Origin of the sequence: Actinomycetospora soli (assembly GCF_021026295.1) — a bacterium.
Lineage (GTDB): Bacteria > Actinomycetota > Actinomycetes > Mycobacteriales > Pseudonocardiaceae > Actinomycetospora > Actinomycetospora soli.
This window is the reverse complement of record NZ_JAJNDA010000023.1, coordinates 1-23,649: the sequence shown is the minus strand read 5'-3', so window position 1 is coordinate 23,649 and position 23,649 is coordinate 1. Positions and strand designations below refer to the sequence as shown.

Annotated in this window: 23 protein-coding genes; 13 read left to right on the top strand and 10 right to left on the bottom strand. The window is 75.0% G+C overall.

What is annotated here, in order from left to right; translation table 11 throughout:
- The first annotated feature begins 108 nt into the window (after positions 1-108).
- Positions 109-1,395: a M23 family metallopeptidase gene (locus tag LN037_RS26875; RefSeq protein ID WP_230759255.1), complete on the top strand. Its 1,287-nt coding sequence runs from the start codon at positions 109-111 to the stop codon at positions 1,393-1,395.
- Here the strand turns inward: LN037_RS26875 and LN037_RS26870 are convergent.
- Entirely contained in the window at positions 1,377-2,162 is a 786-nt protein-coding gene (locus tag LN037_RS26870) for an ArsR/SmtB family transcription factor (RefSeq protein WP_230759253.1), read from the bottom strand. The two genes, LN037_RS26875 and LN037_RS26870, sit on opposite strands and share 19 nt — an antisense overlap.
- A gap of 66 nt (positions 2,163-2,228) precedes the next feature.
- On the opposite strand from LN037_RS26870, the gene LN037_RS26865 reads away from it, so the two are divergent.
- The 3 genes from LN037_RS26865 to LN037_RS26855 all read left to right on the top strand — a co-directional run bounded on the left by LN037_RS26865 (position 2,229) and on the right by LN037_RS26855 (position 6,376).
- The gene (locus tag LN037_RS26865; RefSeq protein WP_230759251.1) at positions 2,229-3,005 is read left to right on the top strand and encodes a maleylpyruvate isomerase N-terminal domain-containing protein; all 777 of its coding nucleotides are present in this window, start codon (positions 2,229-2,231) and stop codon (positions 3,003-3,005) included.
- 314 nt (positions 3,006-3,319) lie between these two features.
- Positions 3,320-5,860: an ATP-dependent Clp protease ATP-binding subunit gene (locus LN037_RS26860; protein ID WP_230759249.1), complete on the top strand. Its 2,541-nt coding sequence runs from the start codon at positions 3,320-3,322 to the stop codon at positions 5,858-5,860.
- Positions 5,861-5,944: 84 nt separating this feature from the next.
- Complete coding sequence (locus LN037_RS26855) at positions 5,945-6,376, top strand: limonene-1,2-epoxide hydrolase family protein (protein ID WP_230759247.1); 432 nt, start codon at positions 5,945-5,947, stop codon at positions 6,374-6,376.
- A 6-nt stretch (positions 6,377-6,382) separates the two neighbouring features.
- Here the strand turns inward: LN037_RS26855 and LN037_RS26850 are convergent, their stop codons facing one another.
- The 3 genes from LN037_RS26850 to LN037_RS26840 all read right to left on the bottom strand — a co-directional run bounded on the left by LN037_RS26850 (position 6,383) and on the right by LN037_RS26840 (position 9,306).
- Complete coding sequence (locus LN037_RS26850; protein WP_230759245.1) at positions 6,383-7,171, bottom strand: VTT domain-containing protein; 789 nt, start codon at positions 7,169-7,171, stop codon at positions 6,383-6,385.
- A 97-nt stretch (positions 7,172-7,268) separates the two neighbouring features.
- Complete coding sequence (locus LN037_RS26845) at positions 7,269-8,246, bottom strand: helix-turn-helix transcriptional regulator (RefSeq protein ID WP_230759243.1); 978 nt, start codon at positions 8,244-8,246, stop codon at positions 7,269-7,271.
- 34 nt (positions 8,247-8,280) lie between these two features.
- Entirely contained in the window at positions 8,281-9,306 is a 1,026-nt protein-coding gene (locus tag LN037_RS26840; protein ID WP_230759241.1) for a YihY/virulence factor BrkB family protein, read from the bottom strand.
- A gap of 59 nt (positions 9,307-9,365) precedes the next feature.
- Here LN037_RS26840 and LN037_RS26835 point away from each other — a divergent pair, with 59 nt between their 5' ends.
- Positions 9,366-10,448: a DNA glycosylase AlkZ-like family protein gene (locus LN037_RS26835; RefSeq protein ID WP_230759239.1), complete on the top strand. Its 1,083-nt coding sequence runs from the start codon at positions 9,366-9,368 to the stop codon at positions 10,446-10,448.
- A 49-nt stretch (positions 10,449-10,497) separates the two neighbouring features.
- On the opposite strand, the gene LN037_RS26830 is transcribed toward LN037_RS26835, so the two are convergent.
- The 3 genes from LN037_RS26830 to LN037_RS26820 form a co-directional block, all read right to left on the bottom strand.
- Positions 10,498-11,250 carry an SIR2 family NAD-dependent protein deacylase gene (locus tag LN037_RS26830; RefSeq protein ID WP_372460542.1) on the bottom strand — a complete coding sequence of 251 codons (753 nt, stop codon included), beginning with the start codon at positions 11,248-11,250 and terminating at the stop codon, positions 10,498-10,500.
- A gap of 74 nt (positions 11,251-11,324) precedes the next feature.
- Positions 11,325-11,645, bottom strand: coding sequence for an antibiotic biosynthesis monooxygenase family protein (locus LN037_RS26825; RefSeq protein ID WP_230759237.1), 321 nt, complete (start codon positions 11,643-11,645; stop codon positions 11,325-11,327).
- A 9-nt stretch (positions 11,646-11,654) separates the two neighbouring features.
- Positions 11,655-12,542, bottom strand: coding sequence for an HhH-GPD family protein (locus LN037_RS26820; protein WP_230759235.1), 888 nt, complete (start codon positions 12,540-12,542; stop codon positions 11,655-11,657).
- Between the two features lie 111 nt (positions 12,543-12,653).
- Here LN037_RS26820 and LN037_RS26815 point away from each other — a divergent pair, with 111 nt between their 5' ends.
- Complete coding sequence (locus tag LN037_RS26815; RefSeq protein ID WP_230759233.1) at positions 12,654-13,499, top strand: hypothetical protein; 846 nt, start codon at positions 12,654-12,656, stop codon at positions 13,497-13,499.
- Here LN037_RS26815 and radA read toward each other — a convergent pair.
- Both radA and LN037_RS26805 read right to left on the bottom strand, forming a co-directional pair.
- Positions 13,483-14,886: a DNA repair protein RadA gene (radA, locus tag LN037_RS26810; RefSeq protein WP_230759231.1), complete on the bottom strand. Its 1,404-nt coding sequence runs from the start codon at positions 14,884-14,886 to the stop codon at positions 13,483-13,485. The two genes, LN037_RS26815 and radA, sit on opposite strands and share 17 nt — an antisense overlap.
- 76 nt (positions 14,887-14,962) lie before the next feature.
- Positions 14,963-15,511, bottom strand: coding sequence for a copper chaperone PCu(A)C domain-containing protein (locus LN037_RS26805; RefSeq protein ID WP_230759229.1), 549 nt, complete (start codon positions 15,509-15,511; stop codon positions 14,963-14,965).
- Between the two features lie 262 nt (positions 15,512-15,773).
- Between LN037_RS26805 and LN037_RS26800 the strand changes: the two genes are divergently transcribed.
- The 7 genes from LN037_RS26800 (at position 15,774) to rlmB (ending at position 22,038) form a co-directional block, all read left to right on the top strand.
- The gene (locus LN037_RS26800) at positions 15,774-16,256 is read left to right on the top strand and encodes a CarD family transcriptional regulator (RefSeq protein WP_116707106.1); all 483 of its coding nucleotides are present in this window, start codon (positions 15,774-15,776) and stop codon (positions 16,254-16,256) included.
- A 1-nt stretch (position 16,257) separates the two neighbouring features.
- Positions 16,258-16,917 carry a 2-C-methyl-D-erythritol 4-phosphate cytidylyltransferase gene (gene ispD, locus LN037_RS26795; protein WP_230759227.1) on the top strand — a complete coding sequence of 220 codons (660 nt, stop codon included), beginning with the start codon at positions 16,258-16,260 and terminating at the stop codon, positions 16,915-16,917.
- Positions 16,914-17,378: a 2-C-methyl-D-erythritol 2,4-cyclodiphosphate synthase gene (gene ispF / locus LN037_RS26790; RefSeq protein ID WP_230759225.1), complete on the top strand. Its 465-nt coding sequence runs from the start codon at positions 16,914-16,916 to the stop codon at positions 17,376-17,378. Before ispD ends, ispF begins: the two co-directional genes overlap by 4 nt.
- 74 nt (positions 17,379-17,452) lie before the next feature.
- Positions 17,453-18,778, top strand: a complete 1,326-nt coding sequence (locus LN037_RS26785) for a hypothetical protein (protein ID WP_230759373.1) — start codon at positions 17,453-17,455, stop codon at positions 18,776-18,778.
- Positions 18,775-19,551 (top strand): ESX secretion-associated protein EspG, encoded by a 777-nt coding sequence (locus tag LN037_RS26780; RefSeq protein WP_230759223.1) that lies wholly within the window; start codon positions 18,775-18,777, stop codon positions 19,549-19,551. The genes LN037_RS26785 and LN037_RS26780 overlap by 4 nt, the downstream gene beginning before the upstream one ends.
- A gap of 10 nt (positions 19,552-19,561) precedes the next feature.
- Positions 19,562-20,974 carry a cysteine--tRNA ligase gene (cysS, locus tag LN037_RS26775; RefSeq protein WP_230759221.1) on the top strand — a complete coding sequence of 471 codons (1,413 nt, stop codon included), beginning with the start codon at positions 19,562-19,564 and terminating at the stop codon, positions 20,972-20,974.
- A 2-nt stretch (positions 20,975-20,976) separates the two neighbouring features.
- Positions 20,977-22,038 carry a 23S rRNA (guanosine(2251)-2'-O)-methyltransferase RlmB gene (gene rlmB, locus LN037_RS26770; protein WP_230759218.1) on the top strand — a complete coding sequence of 354 codons (1,062 nt, stop codon included), beginning with the start codon at positions 20,977-20,979 and terminating at the stop codon, positions 22,036-22,038.
- A 7-nt stretch (positions 22,039-22,045) separates the two neighbouring features.
- On the opposite strand, the gene LN037_RS26765 is transcribed toward rlmB, so the two are convergent.
- Positions 22,046-22,933 (bottom strand): alpha/beta fold hydrolase, encoded by an 888-nt coding sequence (locus LN037_RS26765; protein WP_230759217.1) that lies wholly within the window; start codon positions 22,931-22,933, stop codon positions 22,046-22,048.
- Positions 22,934-23,649: the final 716 nt, after the last annotated feature.

Sequence of the window (23,649 nt, the reverse complement as noted above, 5' to 3'; positions counted from 1 at the left end):
ACCCTGCTGTCGTCGTGCTGACAGCGCGTCGATCATGCGACTCCTAGCGTCGGACGTCCATGGTCCGGGGGATCCCGACATCCCGGACGTTCTCTGGGGGAGGTCGTCGTGCGCCTGCGACGAGGAGGACGGGCGGCCGCCGTGGGCGCCCTGCTCGCGGCGGTGCTGTTCCTGGCGGCCTGCGGCGGGTCCGGCCCCGCGTCCGCGCCGCCCCCGTCGTCCGCGCCGCCCGGCGCCGGGCAGGACGGGCCCTTCGGCGGCCCGTCGTCGCCCGACGTCGTCCCCGGGGGCACCTCGGTGTTCACCCCGGTCGCCGCCTCGGTGCTCGACGCGCCGATCCCGGTCCCCGCCACCGACGGGCGGGTCCACCTGGCCTACGAACTCGTGCTCGGCAACATCCTCTCGTCCCCGGCGACGATCACCGGGCTGGAGGTGCTCGCCGACGGTCGTCCGGTGCTGCGTCTCGACGGCGACGCCCTGAACGCGTGGATGCGGCCGAACGGGGGGACGCCGGGGACGCGCGAGCTGCAGGGCGGTCAGGGCGGCCTGCTCTGGGTCGACGTCTCCCTCGCGCCCACCGACCCGGTCCCGTCGCGGCTCGACCACCGGCTCGACGTGGCGTTCGCCCAGGCGAACCCGCCGCTGGTCCCGGCCACGCTCACCGAGCCGGTCGGCGGCGTGGAGGTCGACCGGACCCCGCCGGTGCGCATCTCGCCCCCGCTGGCGGGCTCCGGCTGGGTCGACGGCGACAGCTGCTGCCGGCTCGGCGCCCACCGGGGAGCCGTCAGCCCCATCGACGGGCGGCTGTGGGCGCCCGAACGGTTCGCCATCGACTACGTCCGGGTCGACGCGTCGGACCGGATGATGGTGGGGGCGCCGACCGACCTCGCGAGCTACCCGTACGTCGGGGCCGACATCCTGGCCGTCGCCGACGGACCGGTCGTGGGCCTCGTGAGCAACCTGCCGATGCAGCCGCCCGGGGCGAACCCGGAGGGGCTCTCGCTCGCCGAGTACGGCGGCAACCACGTGGTGCAGGACATCGGGGGAGGCCGCTACGCCTTCTACGCGCACCTCCAGCCTGGCAACCCCACGAACCTCGCGGTCGGCCAGCCCCTGCGCCGCGGGCAGGTGCTCGGGAAGCTGGGGAACTCGGGCAACACGAGCGCCCCGCACCTGCACTTCCACGTGATGGACCGGACCGATCCGCTCGCGGCCAACGGTCTGCCCTTCGAGTTCGACTCCTTCACCGTCGAGGGCCGCGTGGTCTCCGACGAGTCGATCGTGCAGGGGTCCTCCGGTCCGGTGCCGTTCCAGATCGACCGGGCCGGCGCGGGACCGCGCACGGCGCAGTCGCCGCTGATCCTCGACGTGATGGGCTACCCGGCCGCCCGCTGACCCGCGGGCCCGCGACCCTCGGGGGGAGGGACGGGCCCGGACCGGGTCGCCGAGACCCGGTCCGGGCCGTGCGGGGGCGGCCAGACCACGCCGAGCGCGTCCACCAGGGCGGCCCGGCCCGCCGCGGTGACGGTGAGGGCGCGGCTGCCGCGCGCGGGCCGGACCCAGGCGCGGTCGGTCATGGTCCGCAGGAGTGCGCGCCCGAGCGGCCCGGCCACGTGGTGGCGCTGCTCGGTCCAGTCCACGCAGCAGCGGACCGCCGTGGCGGCGGGCACGGCCACCCCGAGCGCGGTGAGCGCCGCGCGGCCGCCCGGGGTGAGCTGCCGGGCGACGGTGTCCGCGCCCGACGACCGGTCGCCCTCCAGGTGCCCGAGGTCGAGGAGGGCGTCGGTGACGGCCACGCCGAGGCGGCCCGCGACGTGGTCGTAGCAGGTGCGGGCGAGCCGCAGGGCGTGCGCGCGGGTGCCCTCCCGCAGCGAGCGCACGGGCTGCGGCGGCGACACCCGCCCGAGCGCCTCGACCAGGTCGGCCATCTCGGGCCCCGCCAGCCGGAAGTAGCGGAAGCGGCCGCGCTCCTCCACGCGGAGCACCCCGGCGTCGAGAAGCCGGCGCAGGTGCGCGCTCGCGGTCGCGGGGGACACCCCGGCCTCCGCGGCGAGGACGGACGCGGGCAGCGCCCGCCCGTCGGTGACGGCCAGGACCATCCGCGCCCGCCCGCGGTCGGCGAGCGCGGCGGCCACGACGGACAGGTCGGCGTCCCCGGTCATGGGCCGACCGTAGGACCGTCCCGGTTCGCCGGGGAGCGAAGCGTCCCGCACCCAGGCTGTGCGGCCGTGAGCCGAGAACGCGACGCCTTCCTCGACGCCTGCCGCACCGTCGGACCCCGTGCGGTGTCGGCCTGCCCCGGCTGGACCACCCACGAGGTGGCCGCCCACCAGGCCGCCGCCTGCGCCGAGGTGGTCCGCCACGTCCGGCCCCACCGGGCGGGGGAGCCCGTGCCCGCGACGCGGTCGTTCGCCGAGCGGGAGGCGCCCTACCTCGCGCTGCCGTTCGACCACCTGCTCGACTCTGTGGTCGCGGAGGAGGAGCGGATGCAGGCCGTGATCGGCGCGGTGCTCGACGACGAGCCGCAGGCCGTCGTGCCGTGGACCGGGCCACGGATGGCGGTGTCCGCCTTCCGGACGCACCTGCGCGGCGAGTTCGCGCTGCACCGCTGGAATCTCGTGGGTGACGACGCGACCGGTGCGTCCCTGCTCGCGGGTCCCGACCTGACCGCGCACGGCCTGGCCGAGCTCGGGACCATCCTGCCGCGGGCCGGGGCGGCCGCCGACCCCGGCGATCCGCTGCGGGTCGCGCTGCGCAGCCCGGGCGCGGAGGACGTCGTCGTGGAGGTCACGGCAGCGGACGACGCAGCGGGACGGAGCGCGACCGGGAGGGCGGGTGCGCGGCTGCGCCGCCCGGGGGAGGGCGAGACGGTGCCGGTCGGGCTCGAGCTGGACGCCGCGTCGCGGCTCCTGGTGCTGTGGGGCCGGCGTCCGGCACGGCCGGGCGTGAGCCGGCTGTCGTCGGGAACGCTGCGGCGCGTGCAGCATCTGCTCGCGGGTTACTGAAACCCGGCGCCGATCCCTCGATCCGGTGTTTCTCCGGTAGCGAACGCCTTCCCGGAACAGCGGTGGAACGGGCATCGTTGGACCGAGCACGGCCGCGGATGGTGGCCGGGCGAGCAGGATCGGACATCCCGGTCCGACGTGGCTGGCGTCACGGTGCGGCAACCGCCGACACCGGATGGTGTCGGTCCCGGCGACTAGGATGGCCGTACGGTGCTCGGTCACGGTGTGAGCATCAGCCAGGGTCCGCGGGCCCGTCGTCGCTGACGGCGGGGGAGTGCGCGGGTGTCCGCCGGCGCAGCAGTCAGGAGTGACGAATGTTCGAGAGGTTCACCGACCGCGCGAGGCGGGTGGTCGTCCTGGCCCAGGAAGAGGCCAGGATGCTCAACCACAACTACATCGGGACCGAGCACATCCTGCTCGGACTGATCCACGAGGGCGAGGGCGTCGCCGCCAAGGCCCTCGAGTCGCTGGGCATCGCCCTGGAGGGCGTGCGTCAGCAGGTCGAGGAGATCATCGGCCAGGGTCAGCAGGCCCCCTCGGGGCACATCCCGTTCACCCCGCGCGCCAAGAAGGTGCTGGAGCTGTCGCTGCGCGAGGCGCTGCAGCTCGGCCACAACTACATCGGCACCGAGCACATCCTGCTCGGGCTGATCCGTGAGGGCGAGGGCGTCGCCGCCCAGGTCCTCGTCAAGCTCGGCGCGGACCTCAACCGCGTGCGTCAGCAGGTGCTGCAGCTGCTGTCCGGCTACCAGGGCAAGGAGCCCGCGGAGTCCGGCGGCCAGCGCGGTGAGGGCACGCCGTCGTCGTCGCTCGTGCTCGACCAGTTCGGTCGCAACCTCACCCAGTCGGCCCGCGAGGGCAAGCTGGACCCGGTCATCGGCCGGGAGAAGGAGATCGAGCGGGTCATGCAGGTCCTCTCCCGGAGGACCAAGAACAACCCGGTCCTCATCGGCGAGCCCGGCGTCGGCAAGACCGCCGTCGTCGAGGGCCTCGGCCAGGCCATCGTCAAGGGCGAGGTCCCCGAGACGCTGAAGGACAAGCAGCTCTACACGCTCGACCTCGGGTCGCTCGTGGCGGGCTCGCGCTACCGTGGTGACTTCGAGGAGCGCCTGAAGAAGGTCCTCAAGGAGATCCGCACCCGCGGCGACATCATCCTGTTCATCGACGAGCTCCACACCCTCGTGGGTGCGGGTGCCGCCGAGGGCGCGATCGACGCCGCCTCGATCCTCAAGCCGATGCTGGCCCGCGGTGAGCTGCAGACCATCGGTGCGACGACGCTCGACGAGTACCGCAAGCACGTCGAGAAGGACGCCGCGCTCGAGCGCCGCTTCCAGCCGATCCAGGTGGGGGAGCCCTCGGTGGCGCACTCCATCGAGATCCTCAAGGGCCTGCGCGACCGGTACGAGGCGCACCACCGTGTCTCGATCACCGACCCGGCGCTGGTCGCGGCGGCCACCCTGGCCGACCGCTACATCAACGACCGGTTCCTCCCGGACAAGGCGATCGACCTGATCGACGAGGCCGGCGCCCGCATGCGCATCCGCCGCATGACCGCGCCGCCGGACCTGCGCGAGTTCGACGAGAAGATCTCCGACGTGCGTCGTGAGAAGGAGTCGGCGATCGACGCGCAGGACTTCGAGAAGGCCGCGCGCCTGCGCGACGAGGAGAAGCAGCTCCTCGGCCAGAAGTCCGAGCGCGAGAAGCAGTGGAAGTCCGGTGACCTCGACGTCGTCGCCGAGGTGGACGACGAGCTGATCGCCGAGGTGCTGGCCAACTGGACCGGCATCCCCGTCTTCAAGCTCACCGAGGAGGAGACGACCCGTCTGCTCCGCATGGAGGACGAGCTCCACAAGCGGATCATCGGCCAGGAGGACGCCGTCAAGGCGGTCTCGCAGTCGATGCGCCGCACGCGGGCCGGCCTCAAGGACCCGAAGCGTCCGTCGGGGTCGTTCATCTTCGCGGGGCCCTCGGGCGTCGGGAAGACCGAGCTGACCAAGGCGCTCGCCGAGTTCCTGTTCGGTGACGACGACGCGCTCGTCCAGATCGACATGGGCGAGTTCCACGACCGCTACACCGCCTCGCGGCTCTTCGGCGCGCCCCCCGGGTACGTCGGCTACGAGGAGGGCGGCCAGCTCACCGAGAAGGTGCGCCGCAAGCCGTTCTCGGTGGTCCTCTTCGACGAGATCGAGAAGGCCCACTCCGAGGTCTACAACACCCTGCTGCAGGTGCTCGAGGACGGCCGTCTGACCGACGGCCAGGGTCGGGTCGTCGACTTCAAGAACACGGTCATCGTGTTCACCTCGAACCTCGGCACGCAGGACATCTCGAAGGCCGTCGGCCTGGGCTTCCAGTCCGGGGCGGACACGTCGTCGAACTACGAGCGCATGAAGAACAAGGTCACGGACGAGCTGAAGAAGCACTTCCGTCCCGAGTTCCTCAACCGCATCGACGACATCATCGTGTTCCACCAGCTGCGCGAGAACGAGATCGTGCAGATGGTCGACCTGATGATCGGCCGCACCGAGAAGCAGCTGCAGAACAAGGACATGTCGATCGAGCTCACCGACGCCGCGAAGAAGCTGCTCGCGCAGCGCGGCTTCGACCCGGTGCTCGGCGCCCGTCCGCTGCGTCGCACGATCCAGCGTGAGATCGAGGACCAGCTCTCGGAGAAGATCCTGTTCGGGGAGATCGAGCCCGGCCAGATCGTGCTCGTCGACGTCGAGGGTTGGACGCCTGAGCAGGACGACAAGGGCGTCACCAAGCCCGCTCCGGAGTCGGCCAAGTTCACGTTCCGGGGCGAGGCCAAGCCCACCCCGGTGCCGGACACCCCCGAGGTCGCGACCGCCTCGGAGTAGTCAGGCACAGCGCACGGCACGCCCCGGTCACCCTCGTGGTGGCCGGGGCGTTCGTGTGTCCGGCGTCGTGGGCACAGGAACGGCATGCGCACAGCCACGAGCCCTGCGACCTCCGAGGCGCAGGTCGTCGAGACCTTCCTCGCCGCCCTCGCCCGCCTCGACGTCGACGCGGTGGGCGAGCTGCTCGCCCCCGACGTCGTCTACCAGAACGTCTCGCTGCCACCGGCCCGCGGCCGGGAGGCGACGCTGCGCGTCCTGGGGTCGATGGCGCGGCCGCTCACGGGGTTCGAGATCCACACGCACCGGCTCGCGGCCAACGGGTCGACGGTGCTGACCGAGCGCACGGACGTGGCGATCGCCGGACGCGTGCGGATCGCGTTCTGGGTGTGCGGCACCTTCGAGGTGCACGACGGCCGCATCACGCTGTGGCGCGACTACTTCGACTGGGCCGACGTCACCCGTGCCGCGGTCGTCGGGGTGGCCCGCGGCGTGTGGTCGACCCTGCGCCGCCGCTGAGCGGGATCAGCCCTTCGCGGCGGCCCGCTGCTTCTTGTTCTGCGCCCGCCCGGCCTGGAACGCGATGAGCACGGCGATCGAGAGCGTGATCCACAGGGCGTACCGGTCGATCAGCAGCACCACGTCGACCGCGGACTGGCCGAGCGTGTAGCCCAGCCCGGCGACCAGCCCCGTCATGAGGCCGGCCCCGAGGATGCTGGCGACGAGGAATCCGACGAGGGACAACCCGGCCAGCCCGGCGAGCAGGTAGACCAGCACCGACGGGACCCCGGGCAGGGCCGCGGCGACGACGAGCAGGAACATCGCCCACATCGGCCACGACCGCACCCGCTCCACGAAGCGCTGCGCCCGGTCGGTCGGCACGAAGAGCTTCACGCCCTTGGCGCCCCAGCGGCGGCCGCCCCACCACCACAACCAGTCGAACTTCGCCTTCCCGACGATGCCCGCGACGATCACGAGCCACAGGTCGGCCTGCCCGATCCGCGCGAAGGCGCTCCCGGCCCCGATCGCCGAGGAGCTGCCGGTGACGGCGGCCAGGAGGGTGGGGTGCGAGGCGAGGAGGAACGGCCGGATCGGCAGGGTGGCCAGGCCGAGGACGAGGGCGCCGACGAGGCAGCCCAGCAGCACCTTGTCCGCCCGCGGCATCGGGCTCTCCCACGGCCGCATGTCCCGCCACTGCTGCTTGGCGGCCTCGACCTCCTCGGGGGAGTACTCGCGGCGCCACCGGGAGCGGTTGGGGGCGGCCGCGTCCGGCGTCGGCTGGTCCGGCGCGGTCGTCTCGTCCCGTTCGGACACGTCGACTCCCGTTCCCCCGGCGGCCCGTCCACCGTCGCCGCCGACGGTAGCGGACGGGTGTTTCGTGCGCGTGTGTCGTGATCGCCCGCGCCCGGGTTCAGGCTCCGTAGAGCGCCGCCAGCCCCTTGGCGGCCTCGACCATCTGGTCCCGCAGCGTGGACGGCGACACCACCTCCACCTCGGCGCCGAGCGCCAGGAGCTCGGACCGGGTGGCGGCGATCGACTCCATCGGGATCACCGCGCAGGTCCAGCCGTCGTCGTCGGTCGGCCAGGACCGCTCCGCGAGGGCCCGCGCCGTGTGCGGCCGCAGCACCACCGGGGCCAGCTCCATCGCGCACGGGGACAGCCGGAGCGCGGCCTCCGCCTGGTATAGGGCCGCGGTGAGCGACTCGGCCGCGGCGGTCCAGTAGTGGAACAGGTCGAAGTCGTCGGGCCGCTCGAAGTGCGTGTCGAGGGTCTCGAAGGTGAGCACGCGCGCCACCCGGTACGTGCGCGGCGACCCGCCCCCGGCCGGCTGCGCGACGAGGTACCAGACCCCGGCCTTGAGGACGACGCCCAGCGGCTCGAGGTCGCGGTCGACCTCCTCGTCGCCCCACCGCCGGTAGCGCACCCGCACCACGCGCTGGTTCCACACGGCGTCGGCGATGCCCGTCAGGGTCGGCACCTGGTCGGCCTCCCGGAACCAGCCGGGGGCGTCGAGGTGGAAGCGTTCGGCGATGCGCCGGGAGCGTTCGGCGAGCTCGTCGGGCAGGGCGGCGTGGACCTTGAGCTGCGCCGCCGCGAGGACCCGGCCGAGGCCGAGCTCCGCCGCGGCGGTCGGCATGCCGGCGAGGGCGAGCGAGTCGGCCTCCTCGGCCGACATGCCGGTCAGGCGGGTGGTCCAGCCCTCCAGCAGCGAGTACCCGCCGTCGGGACCGCGGTCCGCGTAGACCGGCACCCCGGACTCCGCGAGCGAGTCCATGTCCCGGTAGATCGTGCGGATGGAGACCTCGAGCTCGTCGGCGAGCTCGCGCGCCGTCATACGTCCGCGTGTCTGCAGGAGGAGCAGCACGGAGAGCAACCGACTGGCGCGCACGCGTCAGTCCTACCCTATGAGCTGACAGCCCATGTCAGCTACCCGTCACCGCCCGCTCGTCGGGGACCCCGTCGTCGTCGGCGTCGACGAGCAGCGGGTCGGTCACGCCCGCGCGCACGGCCTCCAGCTGCGCGGACACCGCGATCCCGGCGAGCAGCGCGACGCCCGTGACGAAGGCCCAGAGCAGCAGCACCATGATCCCGGCGAGCGGGCCGTAGGTCGCCGAGAACTCCCCGGAGACCGAGACGTAGAGCGCGATCGCGCCCGACGCGACGAGCCACACCGCGACCGTCAGGCCCGCCCCGAGGGCCAGCCACGAGAGTCCCGGCTGGTGACGGCGCGGGGCGAAGCGGAAGAGCGTGGTCACGGCGAGCACGAGCGCCGCGAGCCCGATCGGCCAGCGCACCACGTCCCACACCGTCTCCGCCGCGTCGCCCCAGCGGTAGACCTCCTCGATGGCGTCGCCGAACGGCCCGCCCGCCACGATGAGGACGAGACCCACGCCGAGCGCGGCACCCGCCGTCGCCGTCAGGAGGGCCGCGCGCGAGTACTTCCGCAGCGCCGGCCGGTCCCGCTCCACGCCGTAGACGCGGTTGGCGCCCCGTTCCAGCTGCGCGAAGGCGCTCGTCATCGCGACGAAGGCCGTGACGAGTCCGAACGCGACCGCCAGCTCGCCGAGGTTCTCACCCGGCCCGTCGTCGTCATCGTCGTTCCCGACGGCGGGTGCCTCCGCGCCCCGGGCGACGACGTCGGCCAGGAGCTGGTCGCCCGTGCCCGGCGACACCGCGACCACCGTCCGCGCGACCACCTGGGCCACCGACTCCGCGCCGATCGCCGTCGCGAGACCGCTCCCGGCGATGATCAGCGGCACCGTCGCGAGGGCGAGCTGCAGCGCGAAGGCGCGCGCGTGGCTGAAGCCGTCGCCGTAGCGGAAGCGCAGGAAGGACGTGCGCAGCAACGTCCCGAGCCCGACGCGGCGCGCGGTGTGCCACGCGTCGTCGGCGGAGAGGTCCTCGCCGTGCATGTCCGTGGTCTCGGGCACGGCGCGCACGGAGCTCACCGCGCCATTCTGGCCCGACCTGACAGCAGGTGTCAGGCACGGCACGGCACAGTGGCGCGATGGACGTGACGCGGGAGCAGGCCATCGCGTTACGGGTTGCCGCGCAGGGCCTCGCCCGCCGCTCGGTCGACGACGCCGCCGCGCTGCTCGACCTCGGGGTGCAGCACCGGGAGTCGTCGGTCGCGGTGGCGCTGGCGGCGCGGCTGCCCGACCGCCCGCCGGCTGACGACGTCCTCGCCTGGACCCACCGCGCGGCGCCGCACCGGCACCACCTGGCCGACCTCGCGCGGTGGGCGCGCGCGCTCCGGCCGCTCTCCGCGGCCGACGCGGCGGGTCGGCTGACGTGGACCGCCGAGCAGGACGCGGCGTTCGGTGCGCTCGAGGCGATCGACCGGGTCGCGGAGGTGCTGACGTCCGTCGTCACCGGCCCGATGACGAAGGGCGAGCTGTCGACGGCCGTCAGCCGGGAGATTCCCCGCGCCCTGCAGCGCGACTGCCCCTCGTGCGGGGTGTGGCACGTGTACGACCAGCTGCTGCGCCTCGCCGCCCTGCCCGCCGGGCTGACGCTCGACGGCGGCCGGGTCCTGCGGGCGCTCCCGCCCGACGACGGGTGGCGCCGCCCGGTGGGGCCGGGGGAGCCGGCCGACGTGGCCGGGCTCGTGACCGCGGCCGCCCGCGTGTTCGGGCCGGCGACGACCGCGGACCTCGCCGCCTGGATCGGCACCTCCGCCGGAGCGCTGCGCCCGGCCGTGGACGTCGCGGACCTGGCGGCGGTGCGGGTCGCGGGGCGGCGCGCGTGGGTGGTCCGCGACCGGCTCGAGGTGCTGGCCGACCCGCCGTCACCACCCGACCTGCGGCTGCTGCCCGCGTTCGACCCCCTGCTCTCGGCCCGCGACCGTGCGCTGCTCGTGCCCGACCCGCAGCGCCGCCGGGCGCTCTGGCCGGCCCTCGGCCACCCGGGAGCGGTGCTGGTGGGCACCGAGGTGCTCGGGACGTGGCGTCCCCGGGCCGCGGGGTCGGCGCTCACCCTGGAGGTCACGGCGTTCGAGGAGCTCCCGCGGGACCTGCTCGACGAGGAGGCGGAGCGGGTGGCGGCGGCCCGGGGACTGCGGCTGCGCGCGGTGACCGTGGCGCGTTCCTGACGTCGGGTGTCAGCGGTGGGCCACGGCTGACGACCCCGAGGTGGGTCGGTCAGGTCCAGGCGTCGGCGAGGAGCTCGTCCAGGGCGAGGAGGGTGTCGCGGGCGCCCGCCGGGAGACCGATGCCCCGGCCGTGCCGGACCTCCGGCTCGCGCACGTTGACCCGCACCAGTCGGCCCGACGCGGCCGAGGCCAGCTCGGCGTGCCGCCGCACCGTCGGCACCGCGGTCCCGGCACCGAGTTCGATCACCGCGACGTCGGTGTGGCGCCGGAGCCACGCGCGGTGCTCGGCCATCCGCCCGGCGTGGTCGCCGGGCACCCAGGAGCCGTCGCCGAACATGAGGATGTTCGGCCGGGCCACGGCCCCGCAGCGCGGGCACGTCGGCAGCGGCGCGCGCGCCCGCATCGTCTCCTCGTCGACGGCCACCTCGACGTCGTCGGCCGACCAGGTCAGCTCGGAGCACGGGCGGGTGCACTGCAGCGTGCCGATCGCCCCGTGGCACTCGACCACGGCCTCGTCGGGGAAGCCCGCGGCCTGGAAGGCGCCGTCGACGTTGGAGGTGAACACGTGCGTCGGCAGGCGCCGGGACCAGCCCCGCAGCACGCCGAAGCCCGCGTGCGGCACCGTCGCGCGGTAGAGCGCCAGGCGGTGCCCGTAGAAGCCCCAGGCGATCTCCGGGTCGTCGTCGAAGTGCTCGGGGTCGGCGAGTTCCTCGAAGCGCAGCCCGAGGCGGCGGTAGGGCGGGTAGGCGCGCCAGAACCCCTCGGGACCGCGGAAGTCCGGCAGCCCGGAGTCGACGCCCATCCCCGCGCCGGCGGCGACGACCAGCGCCGAGGCGCCGCGGAGGAGCTCCGCGGCGCGCTCGAGCCCGGGGTCGCTCAGGACTCCCCGCCGGGCTTGCCGACCGACAGGACGACCTCGAACTCCATGAGGTCCGCGCCGGACGAGACCGGCTGCTTGCGCTCGCCCGCGTGGGCCGCGGCGGCGGCACCACCGTCGCGCCAGTTCGCGAACGCCTCCTCGGACTCCCAGCGGGTGTAGACGAAGTAGCGGTCGTCGCCCGCCGTCGGCCGCAGCAGCTCGTAGCCCAGGAAGCCCGGGGTGTCCTTGATCGACTCCCCGCGCGCGGCGAAGCGGCGCTCGAGCTCCTCGCCGTTGCCCTCGGGGACCTTGATTGCGTTGATCTTCACGACGGCCATGACCCCAGCCTACGACGGTCCGTCGGACTCGCCCGGCAGCGCGAACCGGCCGTCTGCGAGCTGCTCGACGAGGCCGTCGACGAGCAGCGAGTCGAGGCACCGGGCGCGCTGCGCGGGATCGGTGCGCCACGCGGCCTCGAGGGCCGCGGCGTCGACGGGGCCGGTGGCGCCGCGCAGGACGTCGAGGAGGCGTCCGCGGACCTGGCGGTCGGTGCCGGCCCAGCGCTGCCCCTTCTTCACCGGACCGTCCCACGCCGGGCGCCCGGCCTGCTGCCAGGCACAGAGGTCGAGCACCGGGCAGTCCGCGCACCGGGGCCCGCGGGCGACGCAGATGCAGGCGCCGAGCTCCATCAGCGCCGCCGAGGTGCGGGCGGCGTCGGCCTCGTCCTCGGGCAGCAGCGCCTCGGTGTCGGGCAGGTCGCGCGTCGCGGCGTCCCCCGCCTCGGCGCGCCCGTGGACGGCCCGGGCCACCACGCGGCGCACGTTCGTGTCGACCACCGGGCAGCGGCGTCCGTAGGCGAACGCGGCGACGGCGCGGGCGGTGTAGGTGCCGATCCCGGGCAGGGCGAGCAGGACGTCGACCTCGCTCGGGACCACGTCGTCGTGCTCCGCCGCGATGGCGGCCGCGGCGGCCTGCAGGCGCAGCGCGCGGCGGGGGTAGCCGAGCTTCCCCCAGGCCCGCAGCACGTCCGCCGTGGGCGCCGCCGCCAGGTCGGAGGGCCGCGGCCAGCGCGCCATCCACTCCCGCCAGACCGGGTCGACGCGGACGACCGGGGTCTGCTGGAGCATGATCTCGCTGACCAGCACGCCCCAGCCGGTGACGTCCGGAGCACGCCACGGGAGGTCGCGGGCGTTCGCGGCGAACCAGGGCAGCAGGCGGTCGGCGAGAGCGGGCATCGACCGTGATCCTCGCCGCCCGGTCGACGGCGTGCCTCGACGGGGTGAGTTCCGGGAACGGCCCGGCGCGGGGCGGTCGCAGCGTGCGACCCCACTTCTACCGTGCGTCACATGCTGGAGCCGGTGGGACCGCTCCCGCCGTCGGTGTACTGGCGACGGCGGGCCGTCGCCGCGATCGCGGCCGTCCTCGTCCTGGCCTTCCTCATCTGGGCCGTCAGTGCCGCGGCCTCCGCGGACGGCAACGAGGACGTCGCCGCACCGGCGCCCGCCCCGGCGGGACCGACCGCCCCGCCCACCCCGGTCGCGTCGCGCGGGGCCCTGGCCGTGCCGCCGGGCGCCGCGCCGCCGGTCGGGGCGGCCCCGGCCGGTCCGGTGCCCGCGGCACCCGCGCCCACCAGCGCGGCGCCGGGTGGCGCCACGCCGCCGCTGCTCGGGGCCGGGTCCACCGGCCCGCAGCAGCAGCCGCCGGCCGGACTCCCCGCGCCCGCCGGGGTCCCGGCGCCCGCCGGCGCTCCCGCGCCCGCCGCACCGCCGGCCGGTCCGAGCCCGACACCCCGCGCGATCGCGCCGTGCGCGGACTCCGACCTCAGGGTGGCCGCCCGTACCGACAAGCAGCGCTACACCGCCGCGGAGCGCCCGCTGTTCAGCCTCGTCGTCACGAACACGGGCAAGGAGCCCTGCACCCGCGACCTCGGCCCCGCCCGCACCGCGATGGCCGTGGTGATCAAGCCCGGCGACGGACTGTGGGGGAGCGACGACTGCGCCCCCGGCGGCGACCCGGACGTCCGCACCCTCGCGCCGGGCCAGGAGCAGGTGTTCTCGGTCCGCTGGGCGGGCCGGACCTCGGCACCGGGCTGCCCGTCGGGTCGCGAGGCCGTGCCGCCCGGCTCCTACCAGCTGCTCACGCGCCTCGACGACACGATCAGCGACCCCGCCCGCTTCACGATCGCTTCGTAGACCCTCCCGCCAGTCCGACGGCGGCGAGCGCCCCCTTGAGGTCGTCCACCTCCGTGAGCGTCATCCCGGCGGGCGCCACCGTGCCGGGACCGAACGGCACGATCGCCTCCCGGATGCCGAGCCGGGCCGCCTCCGCCAGGCGCCGGTCGGTGGCGGTGACCCGGCGGACCTCCCCGGTCAGCCCCACCTCGCCGAGGACGACGACGCCGTAGGGCAGGGGCTTCGTCCGCGCCGCCGACGCGACGGCGAGCGCGATCGCGAGATCGGCCGCGGGTTCGCGCAGCTTCATGCCGCCGACCGTCGCGGCGAACACGTCCATCTGCGACAACGACAGCCGGCCGTGCTGCTGCAGCACCGCGAGGATCTTGAGCACGCGCGACGACTCCAGGTCGGACACCGTGCGCCGCGCCGGGGCGTCCTTGCCGACCGGCGTCACCAGCCCCTGCACCTCGGCCATGAGGGGGCGCTTGCCCTCCATCGTCACCGTGACGGCCTGCCCGGGCACCCCGCCGGTCATCGTGCCGACGAACAGGCCCGTCGGGTCGGTGACCTCGCTGATCCCGCCGTCGAACATCTCGAAGCAGCCGACCTCGTCGGACGGGCCGAAGCGGTTCTTCAGGCCGCGGACCATGCGCAGCGTGGAGTGCCGCTCGCCCTCGAAGCTCAGCACCACGTCCACCAGGTGCTCGAGTGTGCGCGGGCCGGCCACCGCGCCGTCCTTCGTCACGTGGCCGATCAGCACCACCGGGAGGTCCCGCTGCTTCGCCAGGGCCACGAGCGCCGAGGTCACCGCCCGGACCTGCGACACCCCGCCCGCGGTGCCCTCGACGTCGGCCGACCCCACGGTCTGCACCGAGTCGACCACGAGCAGCCCGGGGTCGACCGCCTCCACGTGGGCGGCGACCTCCTCCAGGTCGGCCGTCGCGGAGAGGAACAGGTGCGGCACCACGGCGTTCGTCCGCTCGGCCCGCAGCCGGACCTGGCCCGCGGACTCCTCGCCGGTGACGTAGAGGACCGTGCCGCCGGAGCGGGCCCGGCGGGCCGCGACCTCGAGCAGCAGCGTCGACTTCCCGACGCCGGGCTCGCCCGCCAGCAGCACGACCGCCCCGGGCACGAGGCCGCCGCCGAGCACCCGGTCGAGCTCGCCGACCCCGGTGGGCCGCGACGTCACCGACTCCAGCCCGACCTCCCCGATGGCCCGGACCGGGCTGGTCGGCCGGGCGGCCGCCTTCGGGGCCCCGCCGGGCGCGCCGACGGCCGCCGCGGGCGGGAGGCCCTCCTCGATCGTCCCCCAGCCGCCGCACCCCGGGCAGCGGCCGAGCCACTTCGCCGCGGTGTAGCCGCAGGCGGTGCACTCGAAGGGGCGGGGACGGGACTTCGTGCTCACGCTGCCGGAGGGTAGGGCGACCCCCCGACAGTCACGTCCGCGCCGGGCCGGGGACGGCCCGGCGGCGGGACGGGGATCAGCTCGCGGGGACCGGGATGGTGGTGTTGACGAACACCGGCAGCGTGATCGTCCCGGCGCGGGCGAAGGTGAAGGTGACCGGGTAGGTCGGGCCCTCGTGCAGCACCTGGGCCACCCCGGGCAGCGTGATCCGCGCGGAGGCGGTCGGGTTCGTCGGGGAGGGCGGGCCGACGGGGCCCGGCTCCGCGCCGACCAGCGTGGTCGTCGAGTTCGCGAGGATCGTCGTGAAGCCCTCGGCGCGCGCCGGACCCGAGTACGGGGTGGTCACCGAGAGGAGCTGGTCGTCCTGCAGCGCCTGGTTGATGATCGTGCCGCGCAGCACGACCGACGACCCGGCCGGGACGACGGGGGTGGCGCCCGGGTCGAGCGTGATGTTGCGCAGCAGGACCTGGCCGACGGAGCCCTCGGTGCCGACCACCGACGAGATCGTCGTGTCGGTCTGGGTCACGGCGCCGGCGCTGCAGCCCGAGAGGACGAGCGCGGCCGCACCCAGGAGCGTGGCGGCGAGCAGCGCGGTCCGCGGACGTCCCGTCGGTCGGCGGGTCATGGCGCGTGGTCCTCCTCGGTGGACTCTCCGGCTGCACCCGCGCACGGGCGTCCGGTCGGATTCGGGTGCACCCTAGCCCCCGGGCGGGTCCGTGGGCGCGCCCGACGGGCCCCGTCACGCCCCCCGATGACCCTCCCGACCTCGGGAAGCACGCTGCCGCGCCTCTTGTCAACCCCCTGACCTGCGAAGACGGCGCAATCCCCCTCCGACGGCACGTCGCGGTCGTGTTAACCTGGAGGCAGCGAAAGGGGCTAGAGGACACATGGTTTTCAAGGTCGGCGAGACCGTCGTCTACCCGCACCACGGTGCCGCTCTCATCGAGGCGATCGAGACCCGGACGATCAAGGGCGAGGAGAAGAAGTACCTCGTCCTCAAGGTTGCCCAGGGCGACCTCACGGTCCGGGTCCCCGCGGACAACGCCGAGATCGTCGGTGTCCGGGACGTCGTCGGGCAGGAGGGTCTGGACCGGGTGTTCGAGGTGTTGCGGGCCCCGCACACCGAGGAGCCGACCAACTGGTCGCGCCGGTACAAGGCGAACCTCGAGAAGCTCGCGTCGGGTGACGTCAACAAGGTGGCCGAGGTCGTCCGCGACCTGTGGCGCCGTGAGAAGGACCGCGGCCTGTCCGCCGGCGAGAAGCGCATGCTCGCCAAGGCGCGGCAGATCCTCGTGAGCGAGCTGGCGCTCGCCGAGGGCACCGACGAGGTGGCCGCCGAGTCCCTGCTGGACCAGGTACTCGCCTCCTGACGTGGTGGTCGCGGCCGTCGTCCCGGCGGCCGGCTCCGGGGAACGCCTCGGAGCCGGGCGGCCCAAGGCCCTCGTCGAGGTCGCCGGGGTCGCGATGGTCACACGCGCGGTCGACGGCCTGCTCGGTTCGGGGGTCGTCGACGAGGTGATCGTCGTCGCTCCGCCGCAGCATCTCGAGGAGATGGCGAAGGCGGTCCCGACGGCGGGTCGGGTCGTGCCCGGTGGGCACGACCGTGTCGCGTCGGTCGCGCTCGGTCTGGCCGAGGTGCCGCGTGCCGACGTCGTGCTGGTGCACGACGCGGCGCGCTGCCTCTGTCCGGGGCCGGTCGTCGCGGCCGTGGTGGCGGCCGTCCGTGCCGGCCACGCGGCCGTGGTGCCGGCGATCCCGGTGGCGGACACGGTGCGCCGGGCCGGGGACGACGGGCGCGTCGAGCTCGTCGACCGCACCGGCCTGCTCGCCGTGCAGACCCCACAGGGGTTCGACGTCGACGTCCTGCGCCGGGCCCACGCCGCGGCGGGGGACCATCGCGCGACGGACGACGCGGGCCTCGTCGAGGCGATCGGCGGCGAGGTCGTCACCGTTCCGGGGGATCCGCGTGCGTTCAAGATCACGACTCCATTGGACCTGGCGATGGCGGAGGCCCTGGTGACGGCGCTGTGAGGGTCGGCATCGGGACGGACGTGCATCCGCTGTCCGCGGACGCGCCGTGCTGGGTGGCGGGCCTGCTGTGGGAGGGCGAAGCGGGCTGCGCCGGGCACTCCGACGGCGACGTGGCCGCGCACGCGCTGTGTGACGCGCTCCTCTCGGCCGCCGGCCTCGGCGACGTTGGCGCGGTCTTCGGCACGGGGCGGCCCGAATGGGCCGGCGCCCCGGGCGTCCGCCTGCTCGGCGAGGTGCGTCGGCTCGTGCACGACGACGGGTGGACCGTCGGCAACGCGGCGGTGCAGGTCATCGGGAACCGCCCGAAGATCGGGACCCGTCGTCGGGAGGCGGAGCAGGTGCTCTCCGAGGCGGTCGGCGCGCCGGTGTCGGTGTCGGGCACGACCTCCGACGGCCTCGGGCTGACCGGCCGCGGTGAGGGGTTGGCCGCCGTCGCGACGGCGTTGCTGCTGCCGCGCTGACCCGGCACTTTCCCGGAAGCGCCCCCACGGGCCGGAGCGGCGTGCTTGCCTGATCCCGGCGAGGGGAGGCGGGCGTGTTCGACGTGAACTGGGAGACGCGGTCGCACGCGGACATCCACGCGCAGCTGCAGGGGCGTGGCGGCGGGTTCACCGACGCCGGGGGCGCCTGGAACTCGCTCGCGAGCCGGCTGCGGGACGTCGCGGGCTCGGTGGAGCGGGCGACGTCGGGGATCGCGGCCACGCGGACGGGGCCGGCGGCGCAGGCGGCCGGTGCGGCGGTCGGACCGATGGGGCCGTGGGCGACCGAGGTGCGGACCTTCAGCGACGCCGTCGGGTCCGCCTCCCACGAGCAGAACCGCGCGCTCACCGCGACGCGCGGGGCCGTCGGGCCGCCCGTGCCGCGACCGCCGGTGACGCTGCAGACCTGGGAGGGCGTCGGTGCGCTGGCCGCGCTCGACGTCGACTCCGCGGAGCACGCCTCGCTCGACGCCGAACGACGGGCCCGCGCCGCGATGGGTCGCTACCAGGAGTTCAGCTCGCTCCGGGCGTCCGGGCTGCCGCAGTTCTCCTCGCCCTCGCAGCCGGGGGCGCCCCGGATCGACCTGGTCACCACGGGTGGAGGCGGACCGGCTCCGGGGACCGGCGGCGGGGGAGCGGCGGTTCCCGGCCCGGCGGGTGCCGTGCCCGCTCCCGGCTCGGGCGGACCACCGGGCCCCACGACCGGCGGGGCCACCGCAGGGACGTCGACACCACCGCGCTCGCCGGGCGGGCCACCAGCCTCGGGTGCGGGAGCGTCGGCCGGTCCGGGGATCCCCCGGTCCGGCCTCCCGACGACGCCCCCGGCTCCCGGGCCGATCGGTGCCGGAACCGGTGCCGGCGGATCCGGTTCCACCGGACCCGGTGGCTCCGCCTCCCCCGGTCGCGGGTCGAACGCGGGTGGCGCCGGATCCGGTTCTGTCAGCACCGGTCCGACCGGCGCCGGAACCGGGACCACCGGCACCGGTTCCGTCGGCACCGGTTCGACCGGGCCGAGTGGCACCGCCTCCACCGGCTTCGGTCCGACCGGCGCGGGAACCGGTGCCATCGGCACCGGTTCGCCCGGACCCACCGGCACCGGACCGGGCCCCACCTCCGCCCCACGTCCCGGGCTGCTGGAGCCGCCCCTCGGCCGGGCACCGGTCGAGCCGGTCCGCACCGCGTCGGTCCTCGAACCGGCCCTCGGCCCCCGACCCACCGCGGCGAGCTCCACCTCGGGCGTCCCGTTCGCGCCGATCGGCGGGGTCGGGGCACCGGGCGCGTCCGAGCAGCGGCTGTCCCGGGCGCCCTACCTGGTCGAGGACGATCCCGACGCTCTGGCAGGCGAACTGCCGCGCGTCGCCCCGCCGGTGATCGGCGGATGATGCCGGCCCGCCGGCTCCACCTGGAGCGCGACGCGGTCGTCGCGGTGTGGCGCCACCTCCGCCTGGGCGACCGCCCGCCGCTGCTCGACGTGCCCGACCACGGCGCCACCCTCTCCGCACGCGACGCCGCCGACCACGCCGCGCTCTGCGGACTGCGCGGACGCGGCCTGGCGCGCACGGGTTCCGACGACGCGCCCGTGCCGGTCGCCGACCTCGCTGAGGCGATGCGGGTCCTCGACCGTCCAAAGGTCGCCGTCGACCTCCGGTGCTGGGACCCCGACCCGCGGGGTTGGTTCGCGGCCGTGGCGGGCGAACTGACGGTCCTGGTCGAGACCTCGTCCGACCAGGCGTGGACCGTCGACCTCACCTCCCGCCCACCGGCCGACGACGCGACCGGACTCGTGGAGGCCCTCGCCCGCCTCGTCCTCACCCGGGCGCCGGAGGAACGACCCCGGGGCAGCGCGCTGACCGTGCCCGCCGCCGTGCTCTTCGGCGGCGCACCCACCCACCGGCTCCCGCCCGCCGTCGGGACGAGGATCGCGGCCCTGCGGGCGTCCCCGCCGCGGCGGCGGCTGCAGGTGGGGGCGCACGTGGGCCGACGGCGGGTCGGGCCGGTCACCGTCGTCGACGCGGCCGAGGGGCGGACGATCGTCGAGCGGGACGGCGACGAGGTGCGGGTCCGCCCGGCGGACCGGGTCGCGATCGCCCGCGAGCTGGCCCTGTGGGCCGATCCGGCGCAGGGGCCCGCACGGGCCGTGACCTGCGGTCCGTAGGATCCGCGTGGTGAGCCTGCACCTGTACGACACCGCTAGACGCGCGCTGCGGGAGTTCCACCCGCAGCACGAGGGCCGGGCGTCGATGTACGTGTGTGGGGCGACCGTGCAGGGAGTACCGCACGTCGGGCACGTCCGGTCCAGTGTGAACTTCGACGTCCTGCGCCGGTGGCTCATGCACCAGGGGCTCGACGTCAGCCTCGTGCGCAACGTCACCGACATCGACGACAAGATCCTCACGAAGGCGGCCGAGGCGGGTCGTCCCTGGTGGGAGTGGGCGGCCACGCACGAGCGGGCGTTCACGTCCGCCTTCGACGCGCTGGGCTGCCTGCCGCCGTCGGTCGAGCCGCGCGCCACCGGGCACGTGACCGAGATGATCGAGCTGATCTCCCGGCTCATCGACGCGGGGCACGCCTACCCGTGCGACAACGGCTCGGGCGACGTGTATTTCGCCGTCGGGACCTGGCCGACCTACGGGTCGCTGTCGGGGCAGAAGCCCGACGAGATGGAGCAGGGCGAGCAGGCCTCGCGCGGCAAGCACGACCCGCGCGACTTCACGCTCTGGAAGGCCGCCAAGCCCGGCGAGCCCTCGTGGCCGACGCCGTGGGGCCGCGGCCGCCCGGGCTGGCACCTGGAGTGCTCGGCCATGGCGACCCACTACCTCGGGCCGTCGTTCGACATCCACGGCGGCGGGCTGGACCTGGTGTTCCCGCACCACGAGAACGAGCGGGCCCAGTCGAACGCCGCGGGCGACGGCTTCGCGAACTTCTGGCTGCACAACGCCTGGGTGACGATGGCCGGGGCGAAGATGTCGAAGTCGCTCGGCAACACCCTGACGATCCCCGCGGTGCTCGAGCGGGTCCGCGCGGTCGAGCTGCGCTACTACCTGGTGGCGCCGCACTACCGCTCGACCGTCGAGTACTCGGAGGCCGCGCTCGCCGAGGCGGCGTCGGCCTACCGGCGGATCGAGACGTTCGTGGCGCGCGTCGCCGAGCGCGTCGGCCCGGTGCCGGCGAGCGGGGCGGACATCAGCGCGTTCGCCGCGGCGATGGACGACGACCTCGGCACCCCCTCCGCGCTCGCCGCCGTCCACGAGCAGGTGCGGGCGGGCAACACGGCCCTCGCCGACGGCGACCACGCGGGGGCCCGCGCCGCCGCGACGGCGGTGCGTGAGATGACCGGCGTGCTCGGCCTCGACCCGCTCGACCCGCACTGGGCCGGTGCGGACGCGGCCGGGGGGACCACCGCCCGGTCCGCGCTCGGCGCGCTCGTCGAGGACCTCCTCGCGCAGCGCACCGCGGCCCGCAAGGACCGCGACTTCGCGCGCGCCGACGCGATCCGTGACCAATTGACCGCCGCCGGCGTCGGGATCGAGGACACCCCCGACGGACCGGTCTGGACCCTGAAGGACGACGAGCAGTAGCGATGGCAGGAAACTCGCGCCGCCCCGGTGCGCGGCGCAACCCCGGCTCGAAGAAGGGCCCCACGAAGGGCTCCGGCGGCAACCGCGCCAAGGGGCTCGAGGGCAAGGGCCCGACCCCGAAGGCCGAGAACCGTCCCAACCACAAGGCCTACGAGGGCGGCGGCAAGACCGGGAAGTCCGGTCAGGGCGCCGCGCGGCGACCGACCGGCTCGGCGCCGCGCACGAGCGGCCCCCGCGGGACGACCTCCCAGGCCGGCCCCACCCGTCGTCGGGAACGGGAGGCCCCGGACGGCCCGCAGGTGGTGGTCGGGCGCAACCCGGTGGTCGAGAGTCTGCGCGCGGGCATCCCGGCGACCGCACTGCACGTGGCGCAGGGCATCGACATCGACGACCGCGTCCGCGAGGCCCTGCGCACGGCGGGCGACCGCGGGATCAACGTGCTCGAGGTGCCGCGCGCGGACGTCGAGCGGCTGGCCGACGGCTCGGTGCACCAGGGGCTCGCGCTCTCGGTGCCCGCGTTCGAGTACCTGCACCCCGACGACCTGCTCGAGGAGGCCCGACAGGCCGCCCACCTCGCGCGGACCGAGCCGTTGCTCGTGGCGCTCGACGGCGTCACCGACCCCCGCAACCTCGGCGCCGTGGTCCGCTCCGCGGCCGCGTTCGGGGCGCACGGGGTGCTGCTGCCGCTGCGGCGGTCGGTCGGGGTCACGCCCGTCGCCTGGCGCACCTCCGCGGGTGCCGCGGCGCGGATGCCGATCGGGCGCGCGACCAACCTCTCGCGCACGCTCGGGGCCTGGAACGACGACGGGTTCGTGACGGTCGGGCTCGACGGTGAGGTGTCGGCGACGATCGACGACCTCGACGCCGTCGCCGGTCCCGACGCCGCCCGCGGGCCGCTGGTGCTCGTCGTCGGGTCGGAGGGCAAGGGCCTGTCGCGGCTCGTGCGCGAGACCTGCACCGGCACCGTCGCGATCCCGATGGCGGGCGAGGTCGAGTCGCTCAACGCGTCCGTCGCGGCGGGCGTGGCGCTGGCCGAGGTGGCGCGGCGGCGGCGGGTGGGCTAGTCCCGGGTCACCCGGCCAGCCAGCTCCGCAGCTCCGCCAGCGTCTCGGCCGGGGCCTCCTCGGGGATGAAGTGGCCGCTGGGCATCGCCCGACCGCTCACGTCGGTGGCGTACTCGCGCCACACGGCGAGCGGGTCGTAGTTCTTCCCGACGAAGCCGTGCTCGCCCCACAGCACGAGCGTGGGGCACGTGACGCGGTGCCCGGCGTTCCAGGTCTCCTCGTCGTCGGTGAGGTCGATCCCGGCGCCCGCCTTGTAGTCGGCGGTGGTCGCGGCGATGGTGGCCGGGTCGGAGAAGGCGGCGATGTAGTGGTCCATGACCTCCGGCGCGATCGTGACGCCGGGCGCCAGCAGCCGCTCGACCATCGTGCGGATCCAGAACTCGGGGGCGCCGCGCAGGAGGGTCTCGGGGACGTCGCCGCCGGTGGCCAGGAAGAACCAGTGGAAGTAGCCGAACGCCAGCGCGCGGTCGACGTTCGCGTAGACGTGCCGGGTGGGCACGATGTCGAGCACCGCCAGGCGCTCGACGGCCTGCGGGTGGTCGAGGGTGAGCCGGTGCGACACCCGGGCGCCGCGGTCGTGGCCCACCAGGTCGAACCGGTCGAACCCGAGCTCCCGCATCACCGCGACCTGGTCGGCCGCCATGGCGCGCTTGCCGTAGGTGCGGGCCTCGGCGTCGGGCGTGGGCTTGTCCGACGCGCCGTAGCCGCGCAGGTCGGGCACCACCACGGTGTGCTCCCGGGCGAGCTCCGGCGCCACGTCCCGCCACATCAGGTGCGTCTGCGGGTAGCCGTGCAGCAGCAGCACCGGGCTGCCGGAGCCGCCGACCGCCACGTTGATCGCGACCCCGTCGGCGTCCACACGTCGGTAGGTGAACGGCTCCGGCAGCTGGGTCATGGCGCTCCTTCGCGACGGCAGATGTGGTCCGGTGCCCTGGCGAGGGGCGCCCACCGGCGAATCTATTGAGCGAGGGGCCCCTTCGCTCGGGACGGGTGGGTGGGCGCGGGAGCAAGATCCTGTTGGGCCGCGCGATGTGGTCGCTGGGCGATCACTATGCGCGGCGGAACAGGATCTTGGGTGCCGACCCGTTCGCGGGACGTGCTTGGTGTGCACCTCGGGGTGGAGGGCTTCCCGACGGCGGGTGCGCCCGGCGGTCCCGGAGGTCAAGATCTTGTCGGGCCGCGCGATGTGGTCGCTGGGCGATCACTATGCGGGCGGAACAGGATCTTGGGTGCCGGTGGGTCCGTCGGCGGCGGAGCCTGCCTCGCGGCGGAGGGCTTCCGGACGGCGGGTGCGCCCGTCGGTCTCAGGGTCAAGATCTTGCCGGGCCGCGCGATGTGGTCGCTGAGCGAACACTATGCGCGGCGGAACAGGATCTTGGCTGCCGGCGTCTCCTCGAGTGGCACCTCAGGCATGCCCGAGGGCGGTGGAGGCTGCCTGGTGTGCACCTCGGGGCGTGTGCGCCCGCCGACCTGGCCGGCGCCTGGGGTCAGGCGGGTTCGTGTGCGGGTGTGGGGTCGCCGTTGGAGGACGGCTGGGTGGCGCGTCCGGCCAGGCGGGTGGGGGCGTGGATGGTGGTCTCGGTGGTGCGCCCGCGCAGGGTCCTCGAGCCG